Source organism: Ralstonia sp. RL (genome assembly GCF_001683835.1).
Classification (GTDB): Bacteria; Pseudomonadota; Gammaproteobacteria; order Burkholderiales; family Burkholderiaceae; genus Ralstonia; species Ralstonia mannitolilytica.
In genome coordinates, this window is sequence record NZ_LWRX01000019.1 from 26,897 (window position 1) to 52,593 (window position 25,697).

The following is a 25,697-nucleotide window of genomic DNA, read 5'->3' on the forward strand; positions in this document are numbered from 1 at the left end:
TTCTCAGCCGCTCTTAGCCACCATTACGCGGCGCGTTGCTGTCGTAGCCACCGGACGTGGGCGCCGCGAAGTTCTGCAGGCGTGGTTGGCTGCGTGTGGTCGACTGCGGCATCGGCAGGGGGGCGCCCGGCGGCACCTGCACGCCCGGGGCGCTTTTCGGCACGACCGACACATCGCCGTAGTTGGGGGCGGGGCGCACCGTCTCGGGGGCGGGCAGCACCGGCGTGTCCTTGTCGGATGTGGTCGGCAGCCAGTTGGGCGAGACGAAGCCCTGCTGGGTCTCGCGCATGTAGTTGTAGCGGTTGTCGGACAGTGCGCCGGTGGCTTCTGCCGTGCGCAGGATGATCGGGCGCAGGAAGACCAGCAGGTTGGTCTTCTTGCGCTGCTTGGTCTCGGAGCGGAACAGCGCCCCCAGGATGGGGATGTCGCCCAGGCCCGGCACCTTCTGCTCGCCGTCCTGGTAGTTGTCTTCGAGCAGGCCCCCGAGCACGACGATCTGGCCGTCGTTGGCCAGCACGTTGGTCTCGATCGAACGCACGTTGGTCGTCGGGCCCTGCACGGCGTTCTGCGTGCCGTTCACCACGGCGGAGGACTCCTGGAAGATCTGCATCTTCACCAGCCCGCCATCGGTGATCTGCGGCTTGACGCGCAGCGTGATGCCGACGTCCTTGCGGTCGAACGTCTGGAACGGCGTGACCGAGGCGGCGCTGCCCGTCTGTGCGTACGCACCGGTGGTGATCGGCACGTTCTGGCCGATGAGAATCTTCGCCTCTTCGTTGTCGAGCGTGATCAGGTTGGGCGTGGACAGCACGTTGACCGAGCCGTCCGAACCCAGCGCCGAGAGGATCGCGCCGAGCCCCGTGCTCTTGTTGAACACGCCAAAGTTGCCGCCGTTGAGCCCGGACACGTTGCTGCCGGTGATGGTGCCGATGGCCGTCTGCGCCGCCGTGCTGCCGATGCCGCCGCTGCCCACCGTGGCCGCAATCGCACCGAGGTTCAGGATGTTGCCCACGCCGCTGCCGAAGTTCGTGCCGCCAAAGCCGTAGGTGTTGGGCCCGCCCGCGCCGACCATCCACTGGATGCCGAGCTGCGAGGCCTTGTCCGACGTGACCTCCACGATCATCGATTCGATGTAGACCTGCGCGCGGCGTGCGTCGAGGTCGTCGATCACGGCGCGCAGGTTGCGGTAGACCGGCTCGCTGGCGGTGATGATGAGCGCGTTGGTGGCCGGGTCGGCCTGGATGATGCCGCCGGTGGCGGGCGTGTTGTTCTGCCCGAACGACGCGCGGAACGACGAGTTGCCGCTGCCCATGCCGCTGCCCGAGCCGGCGTTGCCGTAATTGCTGTTCTGCGTGTTCTGGTTGAACTGCGAGCCCGTCGTGCTGCCCGTCGGCTGCGAGGTGGCGCCCTGCGCGGCGCTCTGGCCGCCCGGGCCGGTGGCGGCGGAGGCCGACAGCGTGGCGTCCGCCGCGACGATGGCGCGCAGCGTGGTCGCCAGCTGCACGGCGTTGGCGTTCTTGAGCGGCACCACCCAGATGTTGCCGGGGCGTGCAGCGGGCATGTCGAGCTTGGCGATGAGCTGCTTGGCCTGCGCGAGGCGCGCGGCGCTGGAGGCGCGGACCATCACGCTGTTCGAGCGCGGCTCGGCCACCACCGACGTGCGCAGGCTCGGGTCGGACAAGGCCGCACCGGCGCCTGCACCGCCCGCGCCACCGGCCGACGGGTCGAGCAGCTTCTGCAGCGTGGCCGCCACGTCGATGGCCACGGCGTTCTTCAGCGGAATCAGCTCGGTCTCGCCCGCGGCCGGCGTGTCGATCGACGCGATGATGCGGCCGATGCGGCGCAGGTTGTCGGCGTAGTCGGTAATGACGAGCGTGTTGTTGGCCGGGTAAGCGGTGATGGTGTTGTTCGGCGCGATCATCGGGCGCAGCACCGGCACCAGGTTGTTGGCCGATTCGTGCTGCAGGCGGAAGACCTGCGTGACGACCTGCTCGCCGCCGCGCGCGCCCGCGTTGCCCACGGGGGAGCCCTGCAGCTTGGCGTCGGCTTCCGGCACGACTTTGGTGAACCCATTGCCCTCGACGATCGCATAGCCCTGCATGCGCAGGATCGAGCCGAGCGATTCCAGCGCCTGCGCGCGCGTCACCGGCTTCTCGGTGACGAGGTTGACGGTGCCCTTGACGCGCGGGTCGACGATGAAGTTCTTGCCGGTGGCCTGGCCCACCGCCTTGACGACCGAATCCAGATCGGCGTTGACGAAGTTGAGCGAGACCTCGTCCCCCGGATTGCCGGGGTTGCCGCTCTGCGCTGAGGTGGCGCTGGGCGGCGCGGCATAGACGGGCATCGAGCCGGCCACCATCGCTGCGCAACATGCCAGGACGATGGCGCGGACGGCGGGTCGGGAAGAGGCGTTGTGCATGGTCTCGTTCATGGTTGTCGGCGCGCTGGCTCGCACGCCGGCGTTCGGTCAAAAGCGTAGTCGATGGTGCGACCCGTCACGCGGGCCCAGCAGGCTCAACAGGCCGATCAGTTGTGGTTCCGACTCCGGCGTGGCACTGGCCACGCCGTCAAAATGTGCGCCTCGGCCAAGCGTACCCTGGCCCTGCAGGGACAGCGGCCCGGCCAGCGTGGACAGGGACAGCTGCATCGGCCCGCCCGCCACGCCGCCAAACGACACCACGGCCTGGTAGCTGCCCAGCGGCCGCACGCGGCTGAGGCTGGATGATACCTGCTCGAGCGTGACGGTCAGCGCGCCCTGGGCGGTGTCCGGCTGGCCTTTGCCGCGCCCGAACTGGCCCGACAGCGGCGTCCATTGCGCGCGCAGCCGGCCGTCCAGGTTCAGCGTGTTGAACGGCGCGCCGATGCCCTGCAGCAGCGAGGCGGGCAGCGTCATCGCGCCCGCTTCGGCCTCCCAATGGCCGGGCGACACCGTCAACGTGACGGCCTTTTCCAGCGCCCGGTCGTGCGTGAGGTGCGCGCGCAGCGTGCCGGTCAGCAGCGGCAGCATGTCGATCGACCACGACAGCCGGCCGGGCAGCACGGTCGCGTCGGCGCCGCCGTTGCCGGCCGTGAGCGCCAGCGTGGCGCTGCCGTGCCATAGCGTGCCCTGGCTGTCGGCCAGCAGCACGCGCTGCCCGGTGGCCGCAGCCACGCGCTCGGCAGCCCACGCGGCCGGATACTGCATCACGACCGTCACGGCAACGGCGAGCAGCGCCGCGACGGCCCACAGCACGCTCCAGCCGAGGCCCGCGCGCTCGTCGGCGTCGGCACGGCGGCGCAGGCGCAGCGGCGGCAGCGATTCAATGCGCATCGGCACGGTCGGCTCGTCAGTGGCCGGCGGCGGCAGGGCCTTGCAGCGTCGCCGTCACGTTGACCAGGGCGGTGGCGCCCACGTACCTGATGCTCGCGTCGATCACCTTCATGCGCTGGGCCTGCCGCACTTCCTGCAGCCATTCGGCGACGGCGCCAAACGGCACCTTGTCGAGCTGCACCTGCACACTCTCGCCCGACATTGCCATCCGCGTGGCCTTCAGGCCGTGGTTGGCGAGGCTCGTGGTGAGCGCCTGCTGCAACTCGGCGCCGTGCGGCACGGGCGCGGCGGCAATGGCGGACAGCGCGCGCGCCTCCTGGCCGAGCGTTTCCATCTCGGCGAGCTGCGTGCGCATTTGCGGCAGCGCTTTCTCGATGCGGCGCTGGCCTTCGAAGGCGGGCTCCCAGAGCAGCAGATACAGGATGACCAGCAGCAGGATCACGCCGCCGCCGGCCAGGATGCGGCGCTCGCGCGGCTCGCGCTGGTTCCAGAACGTCGTGGCCGCATCGCGCACGGAATCCGGCACGCCAATGCGCGGCAGGCGGCGGGACGTGGAGGAGGGGGAGGAAGTCGCCATGTCGGAAGCGTTATTGGGCGATGGAGACCGTCCAGCGCGAGCCCGGCACGGTGGCTTCGGCGCCGCGCGGGGCCGCGGCCGCGTCCATGTTCAGGCCGACGTTGCGGGCCGCGGTGCGCAGGGCGGCGGTGTCGGTGCCGTCCTTGAGCGTGACGGTGAGCGCGCGGCCGTGGTAGTCGAGCGCGAGCAGCGCATCGGGCGCGAGGCCCGTGGCTGCCTGGGCAAAGCGATCGGCCAGCGGCAGAAAATCCTCGGGCGCCGATTTGCCGGCGGCCAGGCGAAGCTGCTCGACCTGGCGCCGCATCTGCGCGGGCGGGTCGAGGATCACCGGCGTATTCGGGAACGCCGTCTGCAGTTGCGCGCGCATGGCGGTATCGAGTCGCTTCTGCTCGGCGCGCAGCGTGAGCCAGCGCGCGTTCATGCCGATCAGCTGCACGGCCACGATGAGCACGGCCAGCGCGATGGGCAGGCGCCACAGGCTCCAGTCCATGCCGGCCACGCCGCCGCGTGCAAAGTCGAACTGGCAGAGATCGGCTTCGCCTGAGGCGAGGGCGTCGCGGGCGCCGGCGGCCCAGGTGGACCAGTCCAGCGTGGCGGTGGCCGGGTCTGCCGAGAGGCCGGGGGCCAGCGCGCGCAACGCGGGCGAGACCATCAGCGTGGCCGGCGTGGGCGCAATGGCGAGCCAGTTGGCGACGTTTGCCGGCAGCAGGCGCAGGCCATAGCCCTCGGCAGGGCCGGTGCGTACGGTGATGTCGACCGCGACGGGCGCGTCCGGGTCCGTCGGCGGTGCCGCGTCGAGTGCGATGGTGGCCGGGGCGACGGGCGTTGCTGCCGCCACCGCAGGCACCTCGGCAGGCGCATCGAGCGACGGCTCCGCGCGCACGAGCTCGCCCGCCGCTTCCGCAGTCGGCGCGGGCACCGGGGCGGCCGTTTCAAACGGTACACAAAGCTGCGCAGGCAATAGATGGCACGTGCGGTGTTTGTGCACGGCGAAGGTATCCAGGATGAAGCGCACCCATGCCCGGTCGGCAATCATCAGCGCGCGCGACTGCGGCTCGCGCGGCGCGCGCCAGCCGCGGGCCGGTGCCGCACGCAGGCGCGGGCCCAGGGCGATATGGCATTGCTGCGCGTCCTGCACGAGGCGGTCTTCCACGAGGTTGGGCAGGGCCAGGCGCAGCTTGGGCGTTGCCAGCGGCGGCACGTTGGCCGGCACCAGCAGCACGTCGGCGGCGGGCAGCAGCAGGATCAGGCGGTCGGCCCCGGGCAGCTCGTCGGGCCGCGACGTGCCTTCGCGCTGGATGCGCTGGGCGCCTTGCGCGCCTTCCTCGCGCACCAGCGCAAACGGCACGGAGGCCAGTGCCCCCGCCGACCAGCGTTCGGGCGATTGAATGGGCCGGTGCGGCAGGCGCACGTACAGGGAGGTCGTCAAACCGCTCCTCTATTGATTTTGAGAGTTTGGGTGCGGGCTATCCACGGAGCCGAGAGAGCCGTCCGCTCGCGCAAAACCCGCGATGCTGAACGATGCGGATGACAATACGGCGAAGGTCGGGGCCTGTCTATAACTGGCGGCTACACAAAAAGAGGGGTGTTGCAGCGTCGTCATGACGGAATCTCGTCGATACGGCGGACCCACACGATACGGGTGGCGGTATTGTTCACGGGGTCGCCGCGTGAAACAAGCGCCACTTCGCCGATCTGCGCACGCTCGTGGCGCGCCATCCCGTAGACCAGGAAATAGTGCGTCTGCACGTCGAGCAGGTTGGCCGCAGCCGTGGTGTCGGCCCCTGGCGCGATGCCGCGCAACTGGTTGGTGACGTCGCCGATGTTGCGGAAGTACGCGCGGTCGCGCGCCTGCACCAGCGCGCGTGCGCGGTCCAGCCCGAGGTTGGGGATCACGGCCGCCAGCACCTCGGCGCTGGCCGTGTTGGCGTTGATGGGCGTGCGCGTGGGCAGCACGATCACGTAGGGGCGCAGCTTGCGTACGATGTCGGCGGTGTAGCCGGGAATCGTCAGCAGGCTGTCGGCGCTGTCGAGCGGGCGCGGGCCGTTGCTCGCTTCGCTGCCGCCCCCGCTGTCTTCGCCGCCTGGCTGGCCGCCCTGGCTTCCTTCAACGGACTGGAAACCGCCCATCATCTGCGCCAGGTACGTCGCCGTGACGTTGGCCAGGCTCGGGTCGATGTTAAGCGACTGCAGCAGCAGCCCATACGCCTTGATGCCGTCCTTGTCGCGCGCGGTGACGACGGTGCGCGCGCCCAGCGTCTGCATCGTCAGCAGGTTCATCAGGTTGAAGCGCGCCTGGGCATCGAAGATGCGGCCCGACAGGTACGAGGCCTCGCCGGCGGTATCGGTGCGCAGCGAGCTGCCGAGAAAGTCCGACAGCTTGGTCTCCTGGATCGGCACGGCCCACACCTCGCCGAGGTGGTCGACCGCGCCGGTGCGGCGTTGATCGTCGCGCAGGATCAGGCGCGCCCAGTCGATGCCCGCGCGGGCGATCCACGTGGCCTGTGCCTTGAGGCGCTGGTTCTCGACCGCGCGGATCTCCACCTGCTGGCGCCACAGCATGCCCGAGACGATCACCACCGCGAGCGTGACGACCAGCAGCGCGGTGATGATGGCCGCGCCGCGCTGGCGTGATCCACGCTGGGGCCGTCGACGGGAGCATCGCGCCATGTCAGAGCCCCGTCATGCAGATGCGCGTGAAGCGCTGCGGCGTGCCTTGCGGCGTCATGCGCACGAGCAGGGCGAGTTCCATGGCGCGCACCGAAGCGGCCGGCACGACCACACCGGGGTTGTTGCCCGGCACGCCCGACGCCGCCGGGGTGGACGCCGACGGCAGGCCGCTCAGCGTGGTCGTATTGCTGCCGGCGGGAAACAGCGCCGCCGACAGCGTCCCGGCGTTGTCCATCCAGCCGCCGGGTTCGATCCAGGCGCGCGCGCTGATGCCTTCGACGTTGGTCGCCAGCACGTAGCGCGCCGCACCGGGGCCGCCCTGGCGCAAGCTGTCCAGCGCGCCGCGCAGGTCGCCGCGGTTGGTGATGGGCGCGCTCTGCAGACGTTCGAGCCGGCCGTCGACGATGCGGTAGACCACGACCTGCCACGCGGGCGGCTGGCCATCGTCGCGGCGGTCGCGCACCAGTAGCACGCGGTTCGCGTCCATCTCCACCGGTGCGCGCGACAGCGTGTTGGGGTCCGCCAGTTGCGTGCAATCGGCATCGAACTGGGCGTAGGCGGTCTTGAGCGCCTCGATGCGTTCGTCGCGCTGGGCCAGCGCCTCGTGCGTGCGCGTCATGCTGTCCAGCCCGCGCCAGGCGATGACGGCCAGGATGGCCAGCAGCGTGATCGCCACCAGCAGCTCGAGCAGGGTGAAGCCGCGTGCGCGGTGCTTAGAAGACATTGCGCGCGTCGTTCGGTAGCAGCGTCACGAGCCAGGCCAGGCGCACGGACTTGGAAGCATCGGCATAGACCGACACCTCGGCGCGGCGGAACACCGGGTTGGGCGTGGTCGCGATGGTTTCTTCGCACCACAGCTGCGTATCGCCCTGCGGGCACGCGAAGCCGCGCGCTCCCGGGTCGGGAAACGCGCGCGACAGGCGCAGGTTGGCGAGGTGGTTCTCGGCACTCCAGGTGGCGATCATGCGGGTCTGCAGCGAATCGCTGGCGGTGGTCATGCTGCCCATCGCGCGCATGGTGGCGGTCAGCGCCACGGCCACGATGGTCAGCGCGACGAGCACCTCGAGGAGGGTGAAGCCCCGCAGGGCGGAGCCACGCGGGCGGGTCATTGCGTTTCCGTCAGCACGCGGGGGCCGCCGTCCGACACCACATCGACGCGCGAACCCTGCGAGGTCAGCGCCACGCGCCAGGGCAGGCCGATGGCCTCGCGCCCGAACACCAGCCGCTGCGGGGCGCCGGGTGCGGCCGCTGCACCGGCGACGATCTGAACGCCATCCATGCCTTGCCGCCAGTGGCCGGGTGCCAGCACGTCGCGCGTGAGCAGACGCCAGCCGTTGGGTGTCGATTCGTAGAAGCGCCAGCCCTGCGTGTCGCCTTCCCAGGCCACGGGGCGCGAGGTCAGTTGCGCCTCTTCCTGCGCCAGCTCGATGAGTCGCGCCAGCTTCTGCGCGTCATCGTTCAGCTGCGAGCGCGGGTTGGGGGTGGCGTTCACTGCCACCACCCCCAGCACGATGCCGATGATGACCACCACCACCAGCAGCTCCAGCAGCGTGAAGCCCTGGAAGCGCCGGGCGCGGTGTCGGTTGCCGAGCATGGACGGTGATGGCCGATGGCGCGGGCTCAGTTGTCCCAGTTGCCGATGTCGGCGTCGTTGCCCGTGCCGCCGGCCTGGCCGTCGGCGCCAAAGCTGAAGACGTCCACTTCACCGCGCACGCCGGGGTTCAGATATTGGTACGGATGGCCCCACGGGTCTTTGGGCAGGCGTTCCAGATAGCCGCCGCCCTTCCAGTTGTTGGGGATGGGCTCGGTGGTCGGCTTGGTGACCAGCGCCGCGATGCCCTGTTCGGTGGTCGGGTAGCGGCCGTTGTCCAGGCGATAGAGCTTGAGCGCCTGCGAAATGGAAGCGATGTCCTGCTTGGCGGCGATGATGCGCGCCTCGTCGGGCCGGCTCATGATCTTCGGCACCACCAGCGCGGCGAGAATGCCCAGGATCACCACCACCACCATGATCTCGATGAGGGTGAAGCCGCGCGCCGCGCGGCGGGCGTGTCCGGCGAGGGCGCGCTGGCGGAAAGAGGAGCGAAGTTGGCCTTGCATCATGGCGAGAGAGTTGGCAATGGGAGTAAGAGACACAGTATATCTGTGACATATGACCATAGATCGCGCGGCACGGTCATGCAGCGCCCGCCGTAGAGCCCCTCCTCCAGGCCGTTCACCGAGCCGGCACGAATGGCGGATAGAATCAGCGCATTCCTACGGTGCTCCGGCCATTTCATGAACGCTCGACAGTCGTCTCGCCTGCTCAGCCTTGTCCTGTTTGCTGCCTTGTGCGCGCTGTTGACGCATTGGGTGCTGACGCTGTCGTCGCTGCGCTCGCTGAGTGTGCCGCGCGAGGCCCGCGTGGCCCAGACCGACGCACTCGAGACCGGGGCGGCCATCACGCTGTTCGGTGGCGGCCCGCAGAACGGCCCGCGCGACGTGCAGGTGATCGGCGTGGTGGCGGACCTGGCCGATGGCTCGGGCGCGGCGATCGTGTCGGTGGACGGCGGCGCACCGCAGGCCGTGCGGGCCGGCAAATCGCTGTCGTCGAACCTGAAGCTGGTCGCAATCAAGGCGCGCTCGGTGGTGATCGAGCGCAACGGTGCGCGCCAGGAGATTCCGCTGCCGGCCAGCGCCGTCGCCGCGGGCGTCTCGCCGGCCAATCGCAATGCCCCGGCCATGCCGTTGCCGCCGTCGGGCGCCGCGGCGCCGCTGTCGACCCCCGCCACGCCGCCTTCACCCGGGCCCGCGCCGTCGGTGGCGAACAACCCGGCCAACACGACCATGCCGGGGGCCATGCTGCCGATCGCCCCGTCGCAGCTGAATACGGGCGAGAACGGCGTGGCCGAGGGCGGCATTGCCGGCCCGCGCCATCGTGCGGCCGCCGCCGCGCGCAAGGGCGAGGCTACGCAGCCGGGGGCTCCGCAGCCGCCCCAGGAGTAAGCCCGCAGCGGCGCCGCCGTGCGGCGGCGCGCGCATATTACAGCGCATGTCATTGGGGTAACAGCGTGTAAAACACGGCAACGTGCCGTCATTGTCGGGTTCTAATCGGCTACACAGTCCATGTGAAAAGGAGCTGACCATGACCAACAAACGTGCTGTCCAAACCTTTCTTGCCACCTCGGCCCTGTTCCTCGCCATGTCCGGTGTGAACGTCCGTGCGCAGGAGGCCAGCGCCCCCGCTGCCAGCGCCCAGGCACCGGCTGCCGCACCGGCGCCGCAGTCGACCGGCCGCGCCGGCAAGCCGGGCCACCACGGCGGGCTCAAGGCCATCGACACCAACGGCGACGGCCAGGTCTCGCGCGACGAAGCCAAGGGTCATGCCTGGCTCGAGAAGAACTTCGACCAGATCGACACCAACCACGACGGCCAACTCAGCAAGGACGAGCTGGCCGCCTGGCACAAGGCGCACAAGGGCGAAATGCGCGAAAAGATGGCGCAGCGCTTCGACGCCAAGTTCAAGGCCGCCGACAAGGACAACGACGGCAGCCTGACCAAGGACGAGGCGCAGGCCGGCATGCCGCGCCTGGCGAAGAACTTCGACCAGATCGACGCCAACCACGACGGCAAGATCACGCCGGACGAGATCCGCGCATACATGAAGGCCCGCCACGATGCCCGCAAGGCGCAGCAGAACACGCCTGCGGCCGCGGCCATGCCGGGCGGCCCGTCTGCCACGAAGGGCGAATAACCCGACCGTTGCGGCACACGCGGCGCCTGCGGGCGCCGTTTTTCATGCGCGCAAAACAAAACACCCCGATGGCGAGCCACCGGGGTGCGGGTCCAGCAAGCGCGACGTTGAGGGCGTCAGGCCGGCTGATCGTCGGCCTTGAGCACGCCGCGGCGCATCTGGTCGAGTTCGATCGACTCGAAGAGCGCCTTGAAGTTGCCCTCGCCGAAACCTTGGTTGCCCTTGCGCTGGATGAACTCGAAGAAGATCGGGCCGAGCTGGTTTTCCGAGAAGATCTGCAGCAGCAGGTCGCCCGGCGCACCGTCGATCAGGATCTTGCGCTTCTTGAGTTCCGCCACGTTTTCGCCATGGCCGGGGATGCGCTTGTCGACCAGCTCGTAATACGTGTCGATCGTGTCGAGCAGCTTGATGCCGTTGGCGCGCAGTGCATCCACCGTGTGGTACAGGTTGGTCGAGCCCAGGGCGATGTGCTGGATGCCCTCGCCGTGGTACATGTCCAGGTACTCCTGGATCTGGCCCGGCTTCTCCGTCCCTTCCTCGTTGATGGGGATGCGGATGTTGCCGCACGGGCTCGTCATCGCCTTGCTCTTCACGCCCGTGACCTGGCCTTCGATGTCGAAGTAGCGCACTTCACGGAAGTTGAAGAAGCGTTCGTAAAACTCGGCCCATTCCTTCATGCGGCCACGGTAGACGTTGTGCGTCAGGTGGTCGATGTAGGTCAGGCCATGCCCGGTCGGGTTCGGGTTGGCGCCGGGGATCGGTACGAAATCGACGTCGTAGATGCTGATGTTGCCGATGTCGCCCGCCTTGGCGCCGTTCTTGCCCGTCCAGCGGTCGACCAGGTAGATCAGCGAATCGCCGATACCCTTGATGGCCGGAATGTTCAGCTCCATCGGGCCGCTGTGGGTGTCGAAGCCCCAGGCGCCGAGTTCCAGCGCGCGCTTGTAGGCGAACGCGGCGTCCTGCACGCGGAACGCGATCGCGCAGATCGACGGGCCGTGCAGGCGCGCAAAGCGCTGCGCGAACGAATCCGGCTCGGCGTTGATGATGAAGTTGATCTCGCCCTGGCGATACAGCGTCACGTTCTTGTGGCGGTGCTTCGCGATGGCGGTGAAGCCCATGTTCTCGAACAGCTTGCCCATGGCAACGGGGTCCGGCGCGGCGTATTCGATGAATTCGAAGCCGGCGGTGCCCATCGGGTTTTCCCAAGGCGTGAATTGCATGGCGATGTCTCCTGCGGGGGCCGCACGTGTGGGGTGCTGGCGCTTTGACGATCCTCGCAGTGTAGGAGTGTCAGGGAAAGCAAAAATTGCGAAGTTGTGCCCACCTTGCTAAATTTGCGCAAGAAAATTGCCGAATTGATTGGTGCGGAGCAACAAAATGAATAAAGTCGAGCTCGACAAGATCGACCGCAAGATCCTTGAGGTTCTCCAGCACAACGGCCGCCTCACCAACCTGGAGGTCGCCGAGCGGGTCAATCTGTCGCCCAGCCCGTGCTTGCGACGCATTCGCCGTCTGGAGGAGAGCGGCGTGATCCGGCAGTACGCCGCGCTGCTCGACCCGGCCAAGATCGGCCTGGGCCTGTCGGCGTATATCAACGTGCGGCTGGAAAAGCAGGGCGGCGCGCCCAAGGGAAAGGGGCCGTCCGACCTGTTCCGAGCGGCCGTCGCGACGTGGCCCGAGGTGGTCACGTGCTACGCCATGACCGGCGAGATGGATTACCTGCTCAAAGTGTTCGTGGAAGACATGGAGCACTTCGCGCGCTTCATCCGCGACCAGCTGCTCGCGCACCCGGCGGTGATCGATGTGAAGAGCAGTTTTGCTTTGGAACGGATCAAGGATACGACGGCGTTGCCGGTGGTGGTTTGAGGCGAATCACGTTGGCGCGGAACGCTGGATGATCTGTCCGCGCACCATGGCCGTAGGCGCCGTCTGAAGATTCCCGCCGTTGTTGTGAACGTTGCCGGACACCATACCCCGTAGCTCGACGGTGCCCCCTCGACGATCACGTCGCCTGCCATCATGCCGGGAATCACTGCAGTACCAGATTCGCATCCCGCGAAAGCCGCCACTTCCCATCCGCGCCCTTGCGCAGGATCGTCAGCGTATAGCCGGACCGCCGCACCGTCTTTCCGTCCGGCATCGTCATGCTGATGCGCAGGAAGTTCCGCAGATACGCCACCTCACCAAACACCTGCACCTCCTGAATGTCGCTCGTGCCGTCGACCTGCACGTCCTTCATACCGCCGGACATCTTGGCAAAGGCTTCCTTGCCGAAGGGCGGCTGGCCGGGCGTCATGAAGACCGCGTCGTCGGTCATGAGGCTCAGCACGGTGGCGACGTCGCCGGTCTTGCTGGCGGCGAGCCAGGTGTCCACTACGTTGCGGATGGCGCGTTCGTCGTCGGTCATGGCGATGCGGGTGTCGGTGGGGCGGGGCATTCACTCTACACCGCACGCGGGGGCGCGGACGACCCTGCCCCTCGTTGGCAGTTCTGCTGTCGAGGGGCAGGGTCGCCAGCGCGGGGCGCAGGAGGGTTAAGGGGCGTTGATGTCGGCGCTTCAGCGGCTACTGGCTGGCAGTCGGATCGTCCTTCGGATCGACGTACTTGATATCCAGCGGGCCGGTGCCGTGGATCTGCACCACGGTCGTCGACTTCGTGAACGCGTAGTGATGCGCGCCACCGGGCAGGTAGTGGTAGCCGCCTGCCTTGAGGGCGTGCGCCGCGCCCATGTCCATCGTGTCGCCGGCACCGAGGTAGAGCGTGCCGGAGATCACCGTGAGGTTCTCGGTCTGCGAGTGCCAGTGCGGCGGCACCTTGTAGCCGCCGGGCGCCTTCAGGCGGACGACGTACGGCCCCTCCTTGGATGGGTCGCCCTGCAGCACTGCGAGCTTGGCGCCCTTGGGCAGACCGGGCGGCGCGTCGACCCACTTCATGGCGGACGGGTTTGTCATCGCCATGTTGCTCATGGCGGCGTCCTGGGCGTTGGCGGGCAACGCGGCCGCGTACAGCAGGGCCGCAGCAAGCAGCGGCAATCGCACGGAGGATGTGTTCATCGTCGTCTCCTTCTGGCCTTGGCATCGGCTCGCAGGCGACCGGCGCGGTCGCCTTGAAGGGCGAGAGGTGCCTTGCCCTCATCGTAGGGAAGCGACCCGTGCGGCTGACAAGCGCGCAATTGCACTAGGGCCGTCCATTTGGGACGGGGCGCGCCGGGCACAGGCGCCCGGCCGCGCGGTCTCAGGCGGCCATGGCCTCGGGATAGACGCGGATCTCCAGCGCATGGCCATCCGGATCATCGAAGTAGATGGCCGTTGCCATGCCGCGTGCGCCGTGGCTTTGTCCAACCTGGCCGTTGCGCCGGTCGAACGGCGAGCCGCCATAGACGATGCCGCGCTCGATGAGCCGTGCGTGGATGGCATCGAACGACGCGCGGTCGAGGCTGAAGGCGAGGTGTTCGACCTCCAGCGTGTCGACCTGCCGCAGATCCAGCGTCAGGTCGTCATTCACCCGCACAACATCGAATGGCCCCATGCGCCCCTCGTGCGCGAAGCCGAGCACCTGCGTGTAGAAGGCGACGGAGCGGGCGGTATCCCGCACCCGCAAGATGGTGTGATCGAGCACAATCATGGCGAATCTCCTGTTAGCCGACATAGCGAGCGATGACCATGCACACCAGCGCCACGGCCAGCAACGGCGCCGCAACGCGATGCGCCAATGCGGGCCGCTTGCGCAGCGCTCCTTGCACGCCGACCGCAACGATGGCCGCCAGGGCGCCCATCATCAGCACCGTGCGCGGCCAGCCGAGCAGCCCGGCGTGGACGAACGCGCCCAGCGCCACGCCGGTGAGCACGGCCACGGTAGCCGCGCCCATCTGCGGGCGGAACATGACAGCGGCATTGGCGCCGCCGGTGCGGGCGAGCATGAAAGTGGACCCGGCCCAGAACACCGTGGCCATGGCGTGAAGCGCAATCAGCAGAATCCATCCAAATTGCATGACGACTCCCCGTTTGAAGGTGATGGATTGACGCCAGAACAGCGCGCCGACCGGTGTGCCACTCTTTGACATCGAATAGTTCGATATCTATCATAGACGGGTATGAAGCCAATGCAAGCCCATAGCGTTCCTGTGGGATTCCTCCTCGCGCAGACGGCCAAGACCACGGCCCGCGCATTTGACGATGCGCTGCAGGCACACGGCGGCTCGCTCCCGGTCTGGCTGATCCTGAAAGCGCTGATGCAGGGCGGACACCGCACGCAGGCCGAGCTGGCCGCCACGGTCGGCGTGCAGGGGCCGACGCTGACGCACCACCTCAACGGCATGGAAAAGGGCGGCCTGCTGGTCCGCAGCCCGCTGCCGGAGAACCGCCGCGTGCATCAGGTGGCGCTCACGGACGCCGGCCGCGCCCTGTTCTTCAAGCTGCGCGATGCGGCAATCGCATACGACGCGCGCCTGCGCGCCGGCATCGACGAAGCCGATCTGGACGTGTTTCGTGCGGTGCTGCGCAAGATGGCGGCAAACGTGGGCGCGTCGCCGGAAGACGAGGCCGCTGGCTGAAGTTGGGCGCGCCAACAAAAACGCCCGGTCAGAGCCGGGCGTTTTCTTTGGCGGGATCGATCAGACGGTGCGCTTTTGCGGCACCAGCGAGCGCCAGAAGCGCTGGCCGAAGCGGCGTGCATTGCGCAGGTTGCGCTTGAGCAGGTAGTCGAGGTCGGCCACCTGTTCGTCGATGGCCTCGCTCAGTACGCTCATCGTGTCGGCGGGCGGCAGTTCCAGGTACGCATCGGCCTCGCCATAGGCGTATTGCACGCGCATGCCGGCTTTCTTGGCGATGTGCATCATGGCCGCGTTGCGCGACAGGCAGTGCATGTACAGCGTGCGCACCTTCGTGTTGCGGCCGTGGATGGCGGCACGCTGGAACAGCGCGCTACCCACGCCCTTGCCGCGCGCCGATTCCGACACCGACACGCCAAACTCGGCCACGCGCCCCTGCGGGTTGTCGCGCAGATACGCGAGGTGGCCCACGCCGACCAGCTCCAGCCGGTCGTCATACACGCCAAAGACCTTGTCGTGGTCGAAGTCGATGCTGTCGACGTACGCTTCGATCACGTGATTGCCCACCACCTGGCCAAAGCGCAGCAGGCGGTCTTCTTCGCCCAGGGCCAGCAGGTGTTTGAGCAGGCGCGACCGATGGTGCGCGGCAAGCTCACGCACCAGCACGGTGGAGCGCGGCGCCCCTTGCGCCGCTTCGGTCTTGTCGATGTCGTCCTGGGTGACGACGCCGATGGCCTTGCTCAATTCGAGCGGGTTCACGACAGGGTTTCCTATTCCGAGCGCCCCTCCACGCGGGGTCGCGAAGTGATCAGCCGAAGGCGGAACATCCGCCTTGGGGGCACGCAAGCGGCATGCGCCCGCGTGTTGTGCAACGCACCATGCGATTGTAGGCCAATCAGGGATTTCCCGTAAGCCTCGTGTCAGCTTCCTGCCGAGAAAGCCTCGTCACCCCTTGATCTAGCGCGGGTGAGTGCCGGCCCGCAAGATGTTGTGTGTAAGCAACGCTCAATGCTGCGGTGCGCAAAAGCGAAGCGGCGAGCGCTTTCCAGACGAGGTTTTCCTCTCCGTTTTGCAAGCGGCGGGACCGGTCCCGCAACGCCGCTCCACAGTAGCCGTGCGAAGATGCGCCATCAAGCCGCCGCCGTCTCCGGATTTTCCATGACTTCTTCGCGCATTCTCGTGGTCTACGCGCATCCTGCCCCGCGCCGCTCCCGCGTCAACAAGCCGTTGGCGCGCATGCTGGCCGGCCTGCCCGGCGTGGCCATGCACGACCTGTACTGGCATTACCCCGACTTCGATATCGATGTGCGCACCGAGCAGGAAGCACTGGAGGCGGCCGAGGTGCTCGTCCTGCAGTTTCCGGTGCAGTGGTATGCCACGCCGTCGCTGCTCAAGGAGTGGATCGACGTGGTGTTCGAGATGGGCTGGGCCTATGGGCCGGGCGGCACGGCGCTGCGCGGCAAGCACATGATGGTGCTCGCCACCGCCGGTGGCCGGGCGCATGCGTACAGCCAGGACGGCATCCATGGCCATGCGCTCGACATGTTCCTGCTGCCGCTGCAGCAGACCGCCGCGCTGTGTGGCATGCACTGGCAACCTCCGCATGTGCTGCACGACGCCGACGACGCGCCCGACGAGGCCATCGACGCCCACATTGCCCGCGTGCGTGCCGCGCTGCAGCCTTGGCTGCCCGAAGGGCACGCTGCCACGAGCGTCCGGGCCTGACGCTCCCTGACCTTTTCGCTCATGCAATCGCACGACCTGCTCGTCAATTTCGTCATCTACCTGGCTGCGGCCGTGGCCGCGGTGCCGCTGGCGCGCCGGCTGGGGTTGGGTTCGGTGCTCGGCTACCTGCTGGCCGGCGTCATCGTCGGGCCGTGGGGGCTGCGGCTCATCACCAATGTGCAGTCGATCCTGGATTTTTCGGAATTCGGCGTCGTGCTGATGATGTTCGTGATCGGCCTGGAGCTCGAGCCGGCGCGGCTATGGTCGCTTCGGCGCAGCATCTTCGGCTATGGCGGGCTGCAGTTGGCGGTATGCGCGCTGGCCGTCGGCCTGGCGGTGATGGCCGTCGGACAGCCGTGGCGCGCGGCCGTGGTGGCGGGGCTGGGGCTCGCGCTCTCGTCCACGGCGATTGCGCTGGCCACGCTCACCGAACGCAACCTGATGCGCACGCCGGCAGGCACGGCCAGCTTCGGCATCCTGCTGTTCCAGGACATTGCGGCCATCCCCATGATCGCCCTGCTGCCGCTCCTGGCGCCCGACACGGGCGACGCCTCGGGCGCACACAGCTGGATGGCCGCCGCCAAGGCGGTGGGCGTGGTCGCAGCGGTCATCTTTGGTGGCCGCACGCTGCTGCGGCCCGTGCTGCGTGCCATCGCGCGCACCAACATGCGCGAGATGTTCACCTCCTTCTCGCTGCTGCTGGTGGTGGGCATCGCGCTGCTGATGCACAGCGTGGGCCTCTCGATGGCGCTCGGTGCCTTCATCGCCGGCGTGCTCCTGGCCGATTCCGAATACCGCCACGCGCTGGAAACCGACATCGAGCCGTTCAAGGGTTTGCTGCTGGGGCTGTTCTTCCTGGCCGTCGGCATGTCGATCGACTTCGGCGTGCTGATGCGCCAGCCGCTGGCGGTGGCGGTGTTCGTGGCGGTGTTCCTGGTCGTGAAGATCGGTGCGCTGCGCGTGCTCGCCACGCGCTTCGGTATTGCGCGCGGGCAGGCGTGGCTGTTCGCGTTCCTGCTGTCGCAGGGCGGTGAGTTTGCGTTCGTGGTGTTTGGCCCCGGCGTCGCCGGCGATGTGCTCGGCCAGGAGATGGCCGCCACGCTGAACCTGGTCGTGGCGCTCTCGATGGCCGCCACGCCGCTGCTTCTGCTGCTCCACGACAAGGTGCTGATGCCGCGGCTGATGGACGGCAAGAAGCGCGCGCCCGACGCCATCGGCCCGCAGGATAACGAGGTCATCATCGCCGGCTTCGGCCGCTTCGGCCAGATCGTCGGCCGCATGCTCTACAGCCAGGGCTACAGTGCGACCGTGCTCGACCACGACCCCGACCAGATCGACATGCTGCGCCGCTTCGGCTTCAAGGTGTTCTACGGCGACGCCACGCGCATGGACCTGCTCGAAACCGCCGGTGCCGACAGGGCCCGCATGATGGTCGTCGCCATCGACGACATGGAAACCAGCCTGGAAGTCGTCGACCGCGTGCGCGAGCGCTTTCCGCACCTGCAGCTGTACGTGCGGGCGCGCAACGTGTCGCACGTGTATCAGCTGCGCGACCGCGGCGTGCACGTGATCGAGCGCGAGATGTTCGAGGGCTCGCTCATGCTGGCGCGTCGTGTGCTCGAGGGCCTGGGCAAGGCGCCGTACGAGGCGCACCGCATCGCACAGACCTTCCGCCGCCATACGCTCAACTCGATAGACCAGGTCTACCCCGTGTATCGCGACCAGAAGAAGCTGGTCTCGCTCGCCCAGCAGGGCCGCGATGAACTGGCCGAGATGTTCCAGCGCGACCGCGTGCAGCGCAAACGCCTGCGTGAATCCGGCATGCCGTGGGGCGAGGGCGATGTCCACAGCGAGGTGGAAAGCACACAGCCCGACGCCGGCCTCGCCAACGAAGTCGACGGCGGCGAGCCCGGCACGCCGATCGACTGCCCGGCGCGCGCGGGCCTCCGCCGGGACGACTGATGCGGGGCTGCCCAGACAAAAAAAGGAGCGGCCCGGCGCTCCTTTTTTGTTTGGGCCGATCGGGCGGCGCGCTACACCGCCACGCTCACATTGCGCCGCAGCTCGCACGTGGCAAGCGAGTCCGCATCGCCGCGCAGCAGCAACTGGCCGTTGCCGATCAGTTCCCGGCAGCGCCAGAAGACGAACCAGTCGCTGGCGAGCAGTCCGTCGATGGCGCCCATGATGCTGCCGACCACGTCGCGCGCGCTGGCCCAGTCGGTGGGCACGTGCTCAAGGATCACCTCGTCCACGGTGCCGTACGACACCGGCACCAGCGTGTTGCCTTTCCAGAGGCGCACGTCGGCGTTCTCGCGCACGGTCTGCTGCCATTCGTAGGCCAGCCGCCCGATACGCAGCACCGACACCGGCGCGATGGTCGAAAACCGCCGCGCCAGCCGCGCCCCCGAATACATGCCGATGGCCGTGAGCGGCCCCTGGCCGTTGGGCGCCTCAAGTTCACGCACATCCATGCCGACTTCATTGATGCGCTGGGGCGATTGATGCAGGTGGAACGCCACGCGGCGCAGCATGAGCTGGTCCGAGGCGCTCTGGCCGTGCCAGATGGCGACTTCGGTGGCGGCTTCGCGCAGATCCGCCAGCGACGCCAGGGCGTCGCGCATCTCGGAAGCGAAGTCGATGTTGCTGCTCGGCGCCACACGCTGCCAGAAGCCCGAGCGCGCCATCGCCACGCTGTCGACGTCGGCCAGCGGCCCGACGGCAAGATCGTCGCGCAGTACGACTACGGAATCGGGGCGGCCAGCCTGTGCGAGCGCCTGCTTGAGCGTGGCGCCAGCAACATCGCCGTTGACGACATGGATGTATTGCATGGCAACAATTGTAGCGAGAGTGTTGCCGCTTCGCTTTCGTTTTGCGCAGGTCTGGCGGTATTCCCTTGCGCTGCGTCATCGTGCTTGCCGAAAGGGCGGATAACCCCACGGGCAACGCTCAGGACGGCGTGCGAGAATCGCCGTTTTGTTGCAGACCATAACTAAGAACAGGTGAGGAAACAGCCATGAACCTTCCGTCGTTCGGGCAGCGAATGCGCCCCTTGATGTTGTCCGTGCTGGTGGCCGCCGGCGCGCTGGCGGCCGGTCAGGCCGCAGCCGTGCCGCCCGCCGAGATCTACAAGCGGGCTCAGCAGGAAAAGCCCGCGCTCATCGAGACCATGAAGACGCTGGTGTCGATCGAATCCGGCAGCAAGGACATCGAAGGCCTGGACAAGATCGCCGGCGTGATTGCGGAACGTTTGCGCGCCCTGGGCGGCGAGGTCAAGCTGATCGACCCGAGCGACCACGCTTACCGCATGGCCGACACGCCCGAGAAGATCGGCAAGATGGTGCTGGCGCGCTTCAAGGGCGACGGCAAGCGCAACATCATGCTGATCGCCCACATGGACACCGTCTACCTGAAGGGCATGCTCGCGCAGCAGCCGTTCCGCATCGACGGCGACCGCGCCTACGGCCTGGGCATCGCCGATGACAAGAACGGCGTGGCGGTCATCCTGCACACCATCGCCATCCTGCAGGCCGTCAACTTCAAGCAGTACGGCACGCTCACGGTGCTGATCAACGGCGACGAAGAGATCAGCTCGCCAGGCGCGCGCGCCATGCAGGCGAAGCTGGGCGCCGAGCAGGACGCCGTGTTCTCGTGCGAAGGCACGCGCGTGACGTCGGACAAGCTGTCGCTGGCGACCAGCGGCATCGGCGCGATCCTGCTGGATGTAAAGGGCAAGGCCTCGCACGCTGGCGGCGCACCGGAGCAGGGCCGCAACGCACTGTACGAACTGTCGCACCAGGTGCTGCAGATGCGCGATCTCTCCAGGCCCGAGACCGGCCTGAAGGTGAACTGGACGGTGGCGCAGGCGGGCACCAACCGCAACGTGATCCCCGCTGTGGCCAGCGCCCAGGCCGATGTGCGCCTGCTGCGCGCGGCCGACGCCGACAAGCTGGAAGAGACCATCAACGAGCGCATCAAGAACAAGCTGATCCCCGACACCCAGGTGACGGCCCGCTTCGAACGCCGCCGCCCGCCGCTGGAAGCCACGCCCGCGTCGCGCGCGCTGGCCGAGCATGCGCAGAAGATCTACGGCGAACTGGGCAAGACGCTCGAGATTGACGACAAGGCCGAAGGCGGCGGCACCGATGCCGCGTTTGCCGCGTCGAAGACCAAGGCGCCGGTGATCGAGCGCTTCGGCCTGGCGAGCTTTGGCGCGCACTCCAACGATGCCGAATATGTCGATCTCAATTCGATCGTGCCGCGCCTGTATCTGCTCACCCGCATGATCATGGACGTGTCGCGCGACCGCACCGGCGCCGCCAGGTAACCGCACTGCAACGCGGCGCGTAAGCCTTACACGCGCCGCGGTACACGTCCCTCGCGAAGCCGCCGTCCGGTGGCTTCCACTGCCCGGGTGCCGGGTATTCCGCTTGCTTTCCCCTGACGCATGTCTTCAACTCCGGCCCCCCGCGCCGGTGGAGCACGCGACATGACAGAGCATCGGCCGGACCCTGCCCATGAATCGGATGGATCACCCACGCGGCCGAGCCGGCGTGGCTTTCTGCAAGGCGCTGCGGTAGCGGCCACGGCGCTGGCGCTGGCGCACGATGCGCCTGGCGCACAACGCTCGGCGGCGGCGCCCGCCCGCGCGCCGGCCGCCCTTGCGCCGGCGCGGCCGGTGTCGCTCAACATCAACGGCAAGCCGTATGCGCTGTCCCTGGAGCCGCGCGTGACGCTGCTCGACGCGCTGCGCGAAGTGCTCGGCCTGACCGGCACCAAGAAGGGTTGCGACCGCGGCCAGTGCGGCGCGTGCACCGTCCTCGTGAATGGCCGGCGCATCAACAGTTGCCTGACGCTGGCGATCATGCACGAAGGGGACGCGGTCACCACCATCGAAGGCCTGGCGCGTGCGCATGACGGGGCGGTCGACCGGGCCTCGCTGCATCCCATGCAGGCCGCGTTCCTCGAGCACGACGCCTTCCAGTGCGGCTATTGCACGCCGGGGCAGATCTGCTCGGCGGTGGCGGTGCTGGAGGAGGCGCGGCGCGGCATGCCAAGCACCGTCACGTCGCCAGTCGCGCTGGGCAACCAAGGCCCGGTGACGCTCACCGAGGACGAGATCCGCGAACGGATGAGCGGTAACCTCTGCCGTTGCGGCGCGTACCCCAATATCGTGGCGGCGATTCGCGTGGTGGCTGCCAAACCGGGCAACACCGTTTGAGGAGGCGCCATGCAATCGATTGCCTATGACCGTGCGTCTTCCGTCGAGGCCGCCGTGCGCCTGGGCCGTGAGCCCGGCGCGCGCTATATCGGCGGCGGGACGAATCTGCTGGACCTGATGAAGGGCGGCGTCGAGCAGCCCCAGCGGCTGGTGGACGTGAGCCGCCTGCCGCTGGCCGACATCCGCCAGTTGCCCGACGGCAGCCTGCGCCTGGGCGCGATGGCGCGCAACGCCGACACGGCGGCGCATCCGCTGGTGCGTACGCATTACCCGCTGCTGGCCGAGGCGATCGTCTCCGGCGCCTCGGGCCAGTTGCGCAACATGGCGACCAACGGCGGCAACCTGATGCAGCGCACGCGCTGCCATTACTTCTACGACACTGCGTATCCGGCTTGCAACAAGCGGCAGCCGGGCTCCGGCTGCGCGGCGCGCGAAGGGTTCAATCGCATGCACGCCATCCTCGGCGCGAGCGAGGCGTGCGTCGCGACACATCCGTCCGACATGGCCGTCGCGTTGACCGCCCTGGATGCCACGGTGGTCGTGCACGGTGCGCATGGTGAGCGCCGCGTTCCGATCGAGGCCTTCCATCGCCTGCCCGAAGCGCACCCCGAAGCCGACACCACGCTCGCACCCGGCGAGTTGATCGTCGCCATCGATCTGCCGCCGCCGGTGTTCGGCACGCATGTGCACTACCTGAAGGTGCGAGACCGCGCGAGCTATGCGTTTGCGCTGGTGTCGGTGGCGGCGGCGCTGGCGTTGCAGGCGGATGGGCGGACGATCCGCGAGGCGCGCATCGCCTTGGGCGGCGTGGCGCACAAGCCGTGGCGCGCGCACGGGGCCGAGCAGATGCTGGCGGGGCAGGCCATCGACCCGCAGCTGTTTGCCCAGGCCGGTGCGCTGGCGGTGCAGGGTGCGCAGCCGCTGCGCGACAACGGCTTCAAGGTGCCGCTCGCCCGGCGCGCCGTGGCGCGCGCGCTGGCTGTCGCGGCCAACCCGACGGGAGGTGTGGCATGAGCAACGTCGGCCAACCGCTGGACCGTACCGATGGCCTGCTCAAGGTGACGGGGCAGGCGCGCTACTCCGCGGAGTTCCAGTTGCCGCGCCTGGTGCATGCGGTCCTGGTGCAGAGCACCGTACCGGCCGGCCGCATCACGCGGGTCGACACGCACGTCGCGCAGGCCATGCCCGGCGTGCTGCTGGTGATGACGCATGAGAACGCGCCGCGCCTGCCCAACGGCGGCAAGCCCGCGCTCGAGCCGCCGGCCGGCCGCGTGCTGTCGCTGCTGCAGGACGACCAGGTGCACTACAACGGCCAGCCGGTCGCGCTGGTGGTGGGCGACACGCTCGAGCACGCTCAGGCCGCGGCTCGCATGGTGCGCGTGGAGGTCGCGCAGCAGCCGGCGCGGCTCGATTTCGAGACGGCCCGCGCGGATGCGCACTCGCCGGGCAAGGTGCAGAACCAATCGGCGGACACCACGCGCGGCGACATGGCCTCCGGCATGGCGCAGGCCGCGCAGCGCATCGAGGCCGTCTACGGCACGCCCATGGAAACGCACAACCCGATGGAGCCGCACGCCACGATCGCCGTGTGGGATGGCGACGCGCTCACGCTGTACGACAGCACGCAGTACGTCTCGGGCGTGCGCCGCACCGTCGCCAAGACGCTGGGCATGTCGCCCGACAAGGTGCGGGTGGTGTGCCCGTTCGTGGGCGGCGGGTTCGGCTGCAAGGGCTCGGTGTGGTCGCATGTGGTGCTGGCGGCGATGGCGGCGCGGCAGGTCGGACGGCCGGTCAAGGTGGCGCTGGAGCGCCCGCAGATGTTCGGCCCCGTCGGCGGACGTCCGCGCACCGAGCAGCGCATCGCACTGGGCGCCGCCCGCGATGGCCGCTTCACCGCCATCTCGCACGATTCGCTGACCACCACGTCGATGATCGAAGACTGGACCGAGCCGTGCGCCATCGTCACGCGCATGCTGTACGAGACGCCCAACCAGCGGACCACGCATCGGCTGGCGCGCCTGAACATTGGTACGCCGACGTTCCAGCGCGCCCCCGGCGAGGCCACCGGCACGTTTGCACTCGAAGTCGCGCTCGACGAAATGGCCTACGCGCTGGCCATCGACCCTGTTGAGCTGCGCCTGCGCAACGACGCCCGGCAAGATCCGGAAAAGCGCCTGCCGTGGTCGAGCAAATCGCTGGCGGCGTGCTACCGCTCCGGTGCAGAACGTTTCGGCTGGGCGCGACGCGATCCGCGGCCGGGCAGCATGCGCGAGGGCAAGACGCGCATCGGCTGGGGCATGGCCACCGCCACGTACCCGGCCAACCGCAGTCCGGCCGGGGCCGCCGCGCGGTACTTGCCGGACGGCACGGCGCAGGTCGAATCGGGCTCGCAGGACCTCGGCACCGGCACCTACACGGTGATGACGCAGGTGGCGGCCGATGCCATGGGGCTGCCCGTCGACCGCGTGCACTTCGATCTGGGCGACACGCGCATGCCGGAGGCGCCGGTGTCAGGCGGCTCGCAGAGTGCGGCCAGTGTGGCGCCGGCCGTGCAGGCAGCGGGCCAGCAGGCGCGCGATGCGTTGATTGCCGTGGCGATTGCCGATGCGAGCTCGCCGCTGCATGGGCTGGGCGCCGGCGACATCACCGTGGCGGACGGCATGCTCACAGCCCGCAGCGGGGCGCGCGAGCCCGTCGCGGCCGTCGTTGCGCGCCACGGCCGTCCCATCGAGGCGACGGCCAAGGTCCAGCCGGGCGAAGAGAAGCAGAAGTTCTCGATGCACTCGTTCGGTGCGGTGTTTGCCGAAGTGCGTGTCGATGCGGACCTGGGGGTGATCCGCGTCTCGCGCATCGTGGCGAGCTATGGCGTGGGGCGGCTGCTCAACGCGAAGACCGGGCGAAGCCAGCTACTGGGCGGCATTGTGTGGGGCATGGGCATGGCCCTGTTCGAAGCGAGCCTGCTCGACCCGCGCTACGGTCGCATCGTCAACAACAACCTCGCGGAGTACCACGTCCCCGTCAACGCCGACGTGCCCGACATCGACATCCTCGTGCTCGATGAGGCCGACCCGCACATCAACCCCCTTGGCGCCAAGGGTATCGGCGAGATCGGCATCACGGGCGTGCCGGCGGCGATTGCCAACGCCGTCTATCACGCCACCGGGCGGCGTGTGCGCGAACTCCCGATCACGCTCGACAAGCTCATCTGAGCGAGCGCGCATGAAAAAGCCCCGCTGGCGCATCACCGGCGGGGCACGCGGGCCAAGAGGCGGAAAACGGAGGATGCCTGGAGACCGGCCCGTAAGTCGTACTGCCGATCAAGGCCTCAATTCGGTACTGGATACCCGTAGACCGTGCCGCCGCCCTCGCGGGAGCGGCCGGCGGGGTCGCTGCGCATGCCTTCGCTGTACGGATCGAAGCGGCCGCTGCGCGCGCCTTCTGTATAGGTGTCGAAACGGCCGGTGCGGGCGCCGTCGCTGTACACGTCGAACCGCTGGGCCAGTGCTGCCTGGCCAAACACTTCCACGCGGCTGGCCTGCGCCCAAGCGCCGCCTGCCGCCATGGCACCTGCCGCCAATAGCGCGGCCAACCCAATCTGCCTGAGTCGCATGGCGAACTCCTTCTTCAACTGATTTTCGATGCTGTTTTAGCGTGGTCTTTGTCTGCGTCCTGCCACGGACTGAAGCCTAGGTCAGCGCGCATACCGCATCCACGGTGGTGCGACGAACGGTTTGTTGTTGGCGCCGAAATGATGCAAGCCGGTGTGAATGGCGGTGAAAAACGCCTCAGTGGGTGGGCTGCCGCGGCAATTTCCTCGCCTTTTTATCTAATCAATCCGTGCTGGCGGGGCATGCTGCGGGTCTTTGTGCACCACAGCAGGGCGGCACGAGGTGGCAGGCCTTGTCAGAGGCGGTT

At 68.3% G+C, this 25,697-nt stretch carries 27 protein-coding genes; 10 read left to right on the forward strand and 17 right to left on the reverse strand.

What is annotated here, in order from left to right; all coding sequences use genetic code 11:
* Positions 1-13 precede the first annotated feature (13 nt).
* From gspD to gspG, 9 genes are all read right to left on the reverse strand, one after another.
* Positions 14-2,431: a type II secretion system secretin GspD gene (gspD, locus tag A6M56_RS03265; protein ID WP_045785141.1), complete on the reverse strand. Its 2,418-nt coding sequence runs from the start codon at positions 2,429-2,431 to the stop codon at positions 14-16.
* 36 nt (positions 2,432-2,467) lie between these two features.
* Positions 2,468-3,310 (reverse strand): type II secretion system protein N, encoded by an 843-nt coding sequence (locus tag A6M56_RS03270; protein ID WP_045785140.1) that lies wholly within the window; start codon positions 3,308-3,310, stop codon positions 2,468-2,470.
* A 16-nt stretch (positions 3,311-3,326) separates the two neighbouring features.
* Positions 3,327-3,887 (reverse strand): type II secretion system protein M, encoded by a 561-nt coding sequence (locus tag A6M56_RS03275; protein ID WP_045785139.1) that lies wholly within the window; start codon positions 3,885-3,887, stop codon positions 3,327-3,329.
* Positions 3,888-3,897: 10 nt separating this feature from the next.
* Positions 3,898-5,316, reverse strand: a complete 1,419-nt coding sequence (gene gspL, locus A6M56_RS03280; protein WP_102080197.1) for a type II secretion system protein GspL — start codon at positions 5,314-5,316, stop codon at positions 3,898-3,900.
* 170 nt (positions 5,317-5,486) lie between these two features.
* Entirely contained in the window at positions 5,487-6,557 is a 1,071-nt protein-coding gene (gene gspK / locus A6M56_RS03285; RefSeq protein WP_045785137.1) for a type II secretion system minor pseudopilin GspK, read from the reverse strand.
* A gap of 1 nt (position 6,558) precedes the next feature.
* Complete coding sequence (locus A6M56_RS03290) at positions 6,559-7,281, reverse strand: PulJ/GspJ family protein (RefSeq protein ID WP_045785136.1); 723 nt, start codon at positions 7,279-7,281, stop codon at positions 6,559-6,561.
* Complete coding sequence (gspI, locus tag A6M56_RS03295; RefSeq protein WP_045785135.1) at positions 7,271-7,666, reverse strand: type II secretion system minor pseudopilin GspI; 396 nt, start codon at positions 7,664-7,666, stop codon at positions 7,271-7,273. Before gspI ends, A6M56_RS03290 begins: the two co-directional genes overlap by 11 nt.
* Positions 7,663-8,151 (reverse strand): GspH/FimT family pseudopilin, encoded by a 489-nt coding sequence (locus A6M56_RS03300; protein WP_045785134.1) that lies wholly within the window; start codon positions 8,149-8,151, stop codon positions 7,663-7,665. Before A6M56_RS03300 ends, gspI begins: the two co-directional genes overlap by 4 nt.
* Before the next feature lie 26 nt (positions 8,152-8,177).
* The gene (gene gspG / locus A6M56_RS03305; protein WP_045785133.1) at positions 8,178-8,657 is read right to left on the reverse strand and encodes a type II secretion system major pseudopilin GspG; all 480 of its coding nucleotides are present in this window, start codon (positions 8,655-8,657) and stop codon (positions 8,178-8,180) included.
* Between the two features lie 174 nt (positions 8,658-8,831).
* On the opposite strand from gspG, the gene A6M56_RS03310 reads away from it, so the two are divergent.
* Both A6M56_RS03310 and A6M56_RS03315 read left to right on the forward strand, forming a co-directional pair.
* Positions 8,832-9,539, forward strand: coding sequence for a type II secretion system protein N (locus tag A6M56_RS03310; RefSeq protein WP_045785132.1), 708 nt, complete (start codon positions 8,832-8,834; stop codon positions 9,537-9,539).
* Positions 9,540-9,678: 139 nt separating this feature from the next.
* On the forward strand, positions 9,679-10,287 hold the full coding sequence (locus A6M56_RS03315) for an EF-hand domain-containing protein (RefSeq protein WP_045785131.1): 609 nt from the start codon (positions 9,679-9,681) through the stop codon (positions 10,285-10,287).
* A 116-nt stretch (positions 10,288-10,403) separates the two neighbouring features.
* Here A6M56_RS03315 and hppD read toward each other — a convergent pair whose 3' ends face one another.
* Positions 10,404-11,510 (reverse strand): 4-hydroxyphenylpyruvate dioxygenase, encoded by a 1,107-nt coding sequence (hppD, locus tag A6M56_RS03320; protein WP_062737728.1) that lies wholly within the window; start codon positions 11,508-11,510, stop codon positions 10,404-10,406.
* A gap of 157 nt (positions 11,511-11,667) precedes the next feature.
* On the opposite strand from hppD, the gene A6M56_RS03325 reads away from it, so the two are divergent.
* Positions 11,668-12,156, forward strand: a complete 489-nt coding sequence (locus tag A6M56_RS03325; protein WP_045785129.1) for an Lrp/AsnC family transcriptional regulator — start codon at positions 11,668-11,670, stop codon at positions 12,154-12,156.
* A 163-nt stretch (positions 12,157-12,319) separates the two neighbouring features.
* On the opposite strand, the gene A6M56_RS03330 is transcribed toward A6M56_RS03325, so the two are convergent.
* The 4 genes from A6M56_RS03330 to A6M56_RS03345 all read right to left on the reverse strand — a co-directional run bounded on the left by A6M56_RS03330 (position 12,320) and on the right by A6M56_RS03345 (position 14,281).
* Entirely contained in the window at positions 12,320-12,697 is a 378-nt protein-coding gene (locus tag A6M56_RS03330) for an SgcJ/EcaC family oxidoreductase (protein ID WP_102080292.1), read from the reverse strand.
* A 157-nt stretch (positions 12,698-12,854) separates the two neighbouring features.
* On the reverse strand, positions 12,855-13,343 hold the full coding sequence (locus A6M56_RS03335) for a cupin domain-containing protein (protein ID WP_045785126.1): 489 nt from the start codon (positions 13,341-13,343) through the stop codon (positions 12,855-12,857).
* Between the two features lie 181 nt (positions 13,344-13,524).
* A complete protein-coding gene (locus A6M56_RS03340) occupies positions 13,525-13,914 on the reverse strand; it encodes a VOC family protein (protein ID WP_045785125.1) in 390 nt (129 codons plus the stop codon).
* 13 nt (positions 13,915-13,927) lie between these two features.
* Positions 13,928-14,281, reverse strand: coding sequence for a hypothetical protein (locus A6M56_RS03345; protein WP_045785124.1), 354 nt, complete (start codon positions 14,279-14,281; stop codon positions 13,928-13,930).
* A 132-nt stretch (positions 14,282-14,413) separates the two neighbouring features.
* Here A6M56_RS03345 and A6M56_RS03350 point away from each other — a divergent pair, with 132 nt between their 5' ends.
* Complete coding sequence (locus A6M56_RS03350; protein ID WP_197742967.1) at positions 14,414-14,842, forward strand: MarR family winged helix-turn-helix transcriptional regulator; 429 nt, start codon at positions 14,414-14,416, stop codon at positions 14,840-14,842.
* Positions 14,843-14,902: 60 nt separating this feature from the next.
* Here the strand turns inward: A6M56_RS03350 and A6M56_RS03355 are convergent, their stop codons facing one another.
* The gene (locus tag A6M56_RS03355) at positions 14,903-15,598 is read right to left on the reverse strand and encodes a GNAT family N-acetyltransferase (protein ID WP_102080196.1); all 696 of its coding nucleotides are present in this window, start codon (positions 15,596-15,598) and stop codon (positions 14,903-14,905) included.
* Between the two features lie 399 nt (positions 15,599-15,997).
* Between A6M56_RS03355 and kefF the strand changes: the two genes are divergently transcribed.
* Together kefF and kefC are read left to right on the forward strand one after the other, a co-directional pair.
* Positions 15,998-16,564 carry a glutathione-regulated potassium-efflux system oxidoreductase KefF gene (gene kefF / locus A6M56_RS03360; protein ID WP_045787682.1) on the forward strand — a complete coding sequence of 189 codons (567 nt, stop codon included), beginning with the start codon at positions 15,998-16,000 and terminating at the stop codon, positions 16,562-16,564.
* Between the two features lie 21 nt (positions 16,565-16,585).
* A complete protein-coding gene (gene kefC / locus A6M56_RS03365) occupies positions 16,586-18,526 on the forward strand; it encodes a glutathione-regulated potassium-efflux system protein KefC (RefSeq protein ID WP_102080195.1) in 1,941 nt (646 codons plus the stop codon).
* Between the two features lie 71 nt (positions 18,527-18,597).
* Here the strand turns inward: kefC and A6M56_RS03370 are convergent, their stop codons facing one another.
* Positions 18,598-19,392: a DUF1835 domain-containing protein gene (locus tag A6M56_RS03370; protein ID WP_045785120.1), complete on the reverse strand. Its 795-nt coding sequence runs from the start codon at positions 19,390-19,392 to the stop codon at positions 18,598-18,600.
* Between the two features lie 185 nt (positions 19,393-19,577).
* On the opposite strand from A6M56_RS03370, the gene A6M56_RS03375 reads away from it, so the two are divergent.
* The 4 genes from A6M56_RS03375 (at position 19,578) to A6M56_RS03390 (ending at position 24,991) form a co-directional block, all read left to right on the forward strand.
* Positions 19,578-20,888, forward strand: coding sequence for a M20/M25/M40 family metallo-hydrolase (locus A6M56_RS03375; protein WP_045785119.1), 1,311 nt, complete (start codon positions 19,578-19,580; stop codon positions 20,886-20,888).
* A gap of 162 nt (positions 20,889-21,050) precedes the next feature.
* Entirely contained in the window at positions 21,051-21,782 is a 732-nt protein-coding gene (locus tag A6M56_RS03380; protein ID WP_102080194.1) for a 2Fe-2S iron-sulfur cluster-binding protein, read from the forward strand.
* Positions 21,783-21,791: 9 nt separating this feature from the next.
* A complete protein-coding gene (locus tag A6M56_RS03385; protein WP_102080193.1) occupies positions 21,792-22,796 on the forward strand; it encodes an FAD binding domain-containing protein in 1,005 nt (334 codons plus the stop codon).
* Entirely contained in the window at positions 22,793-24,991 is a 2,199-nt protein-coding gene (locus A6M56_RS03390) for a xanthine dehydrogenase family protein molybdopterin-binding subunit (protein ID WP_102080192.1), read from the forward strand. The genes A6M56_RS03385 and A6M56_RS03390 overlap by 4 nt, the downstream gene beginning before the upstream one ends.
* A gap of 116 nt (positions 24,992-25,107) precedes the next feature.
* Here A6M56_RS03390 and A6M56_RS03395 read toward each other — a convergent pair whose 3' ends face one another.
* Positions 25,108-25,392: a hypothetical protein gene (locus A6M56_RS03395; protein WP_045787681.1), complete on the reverse strand. Its 285-nt coding sequence runs from the start codon at positions 25,390-25,392 to the stop codon at positions 25,108-25,110.
* Positions 25,393-25,697 lie beyond the last annotated feature (305 nt).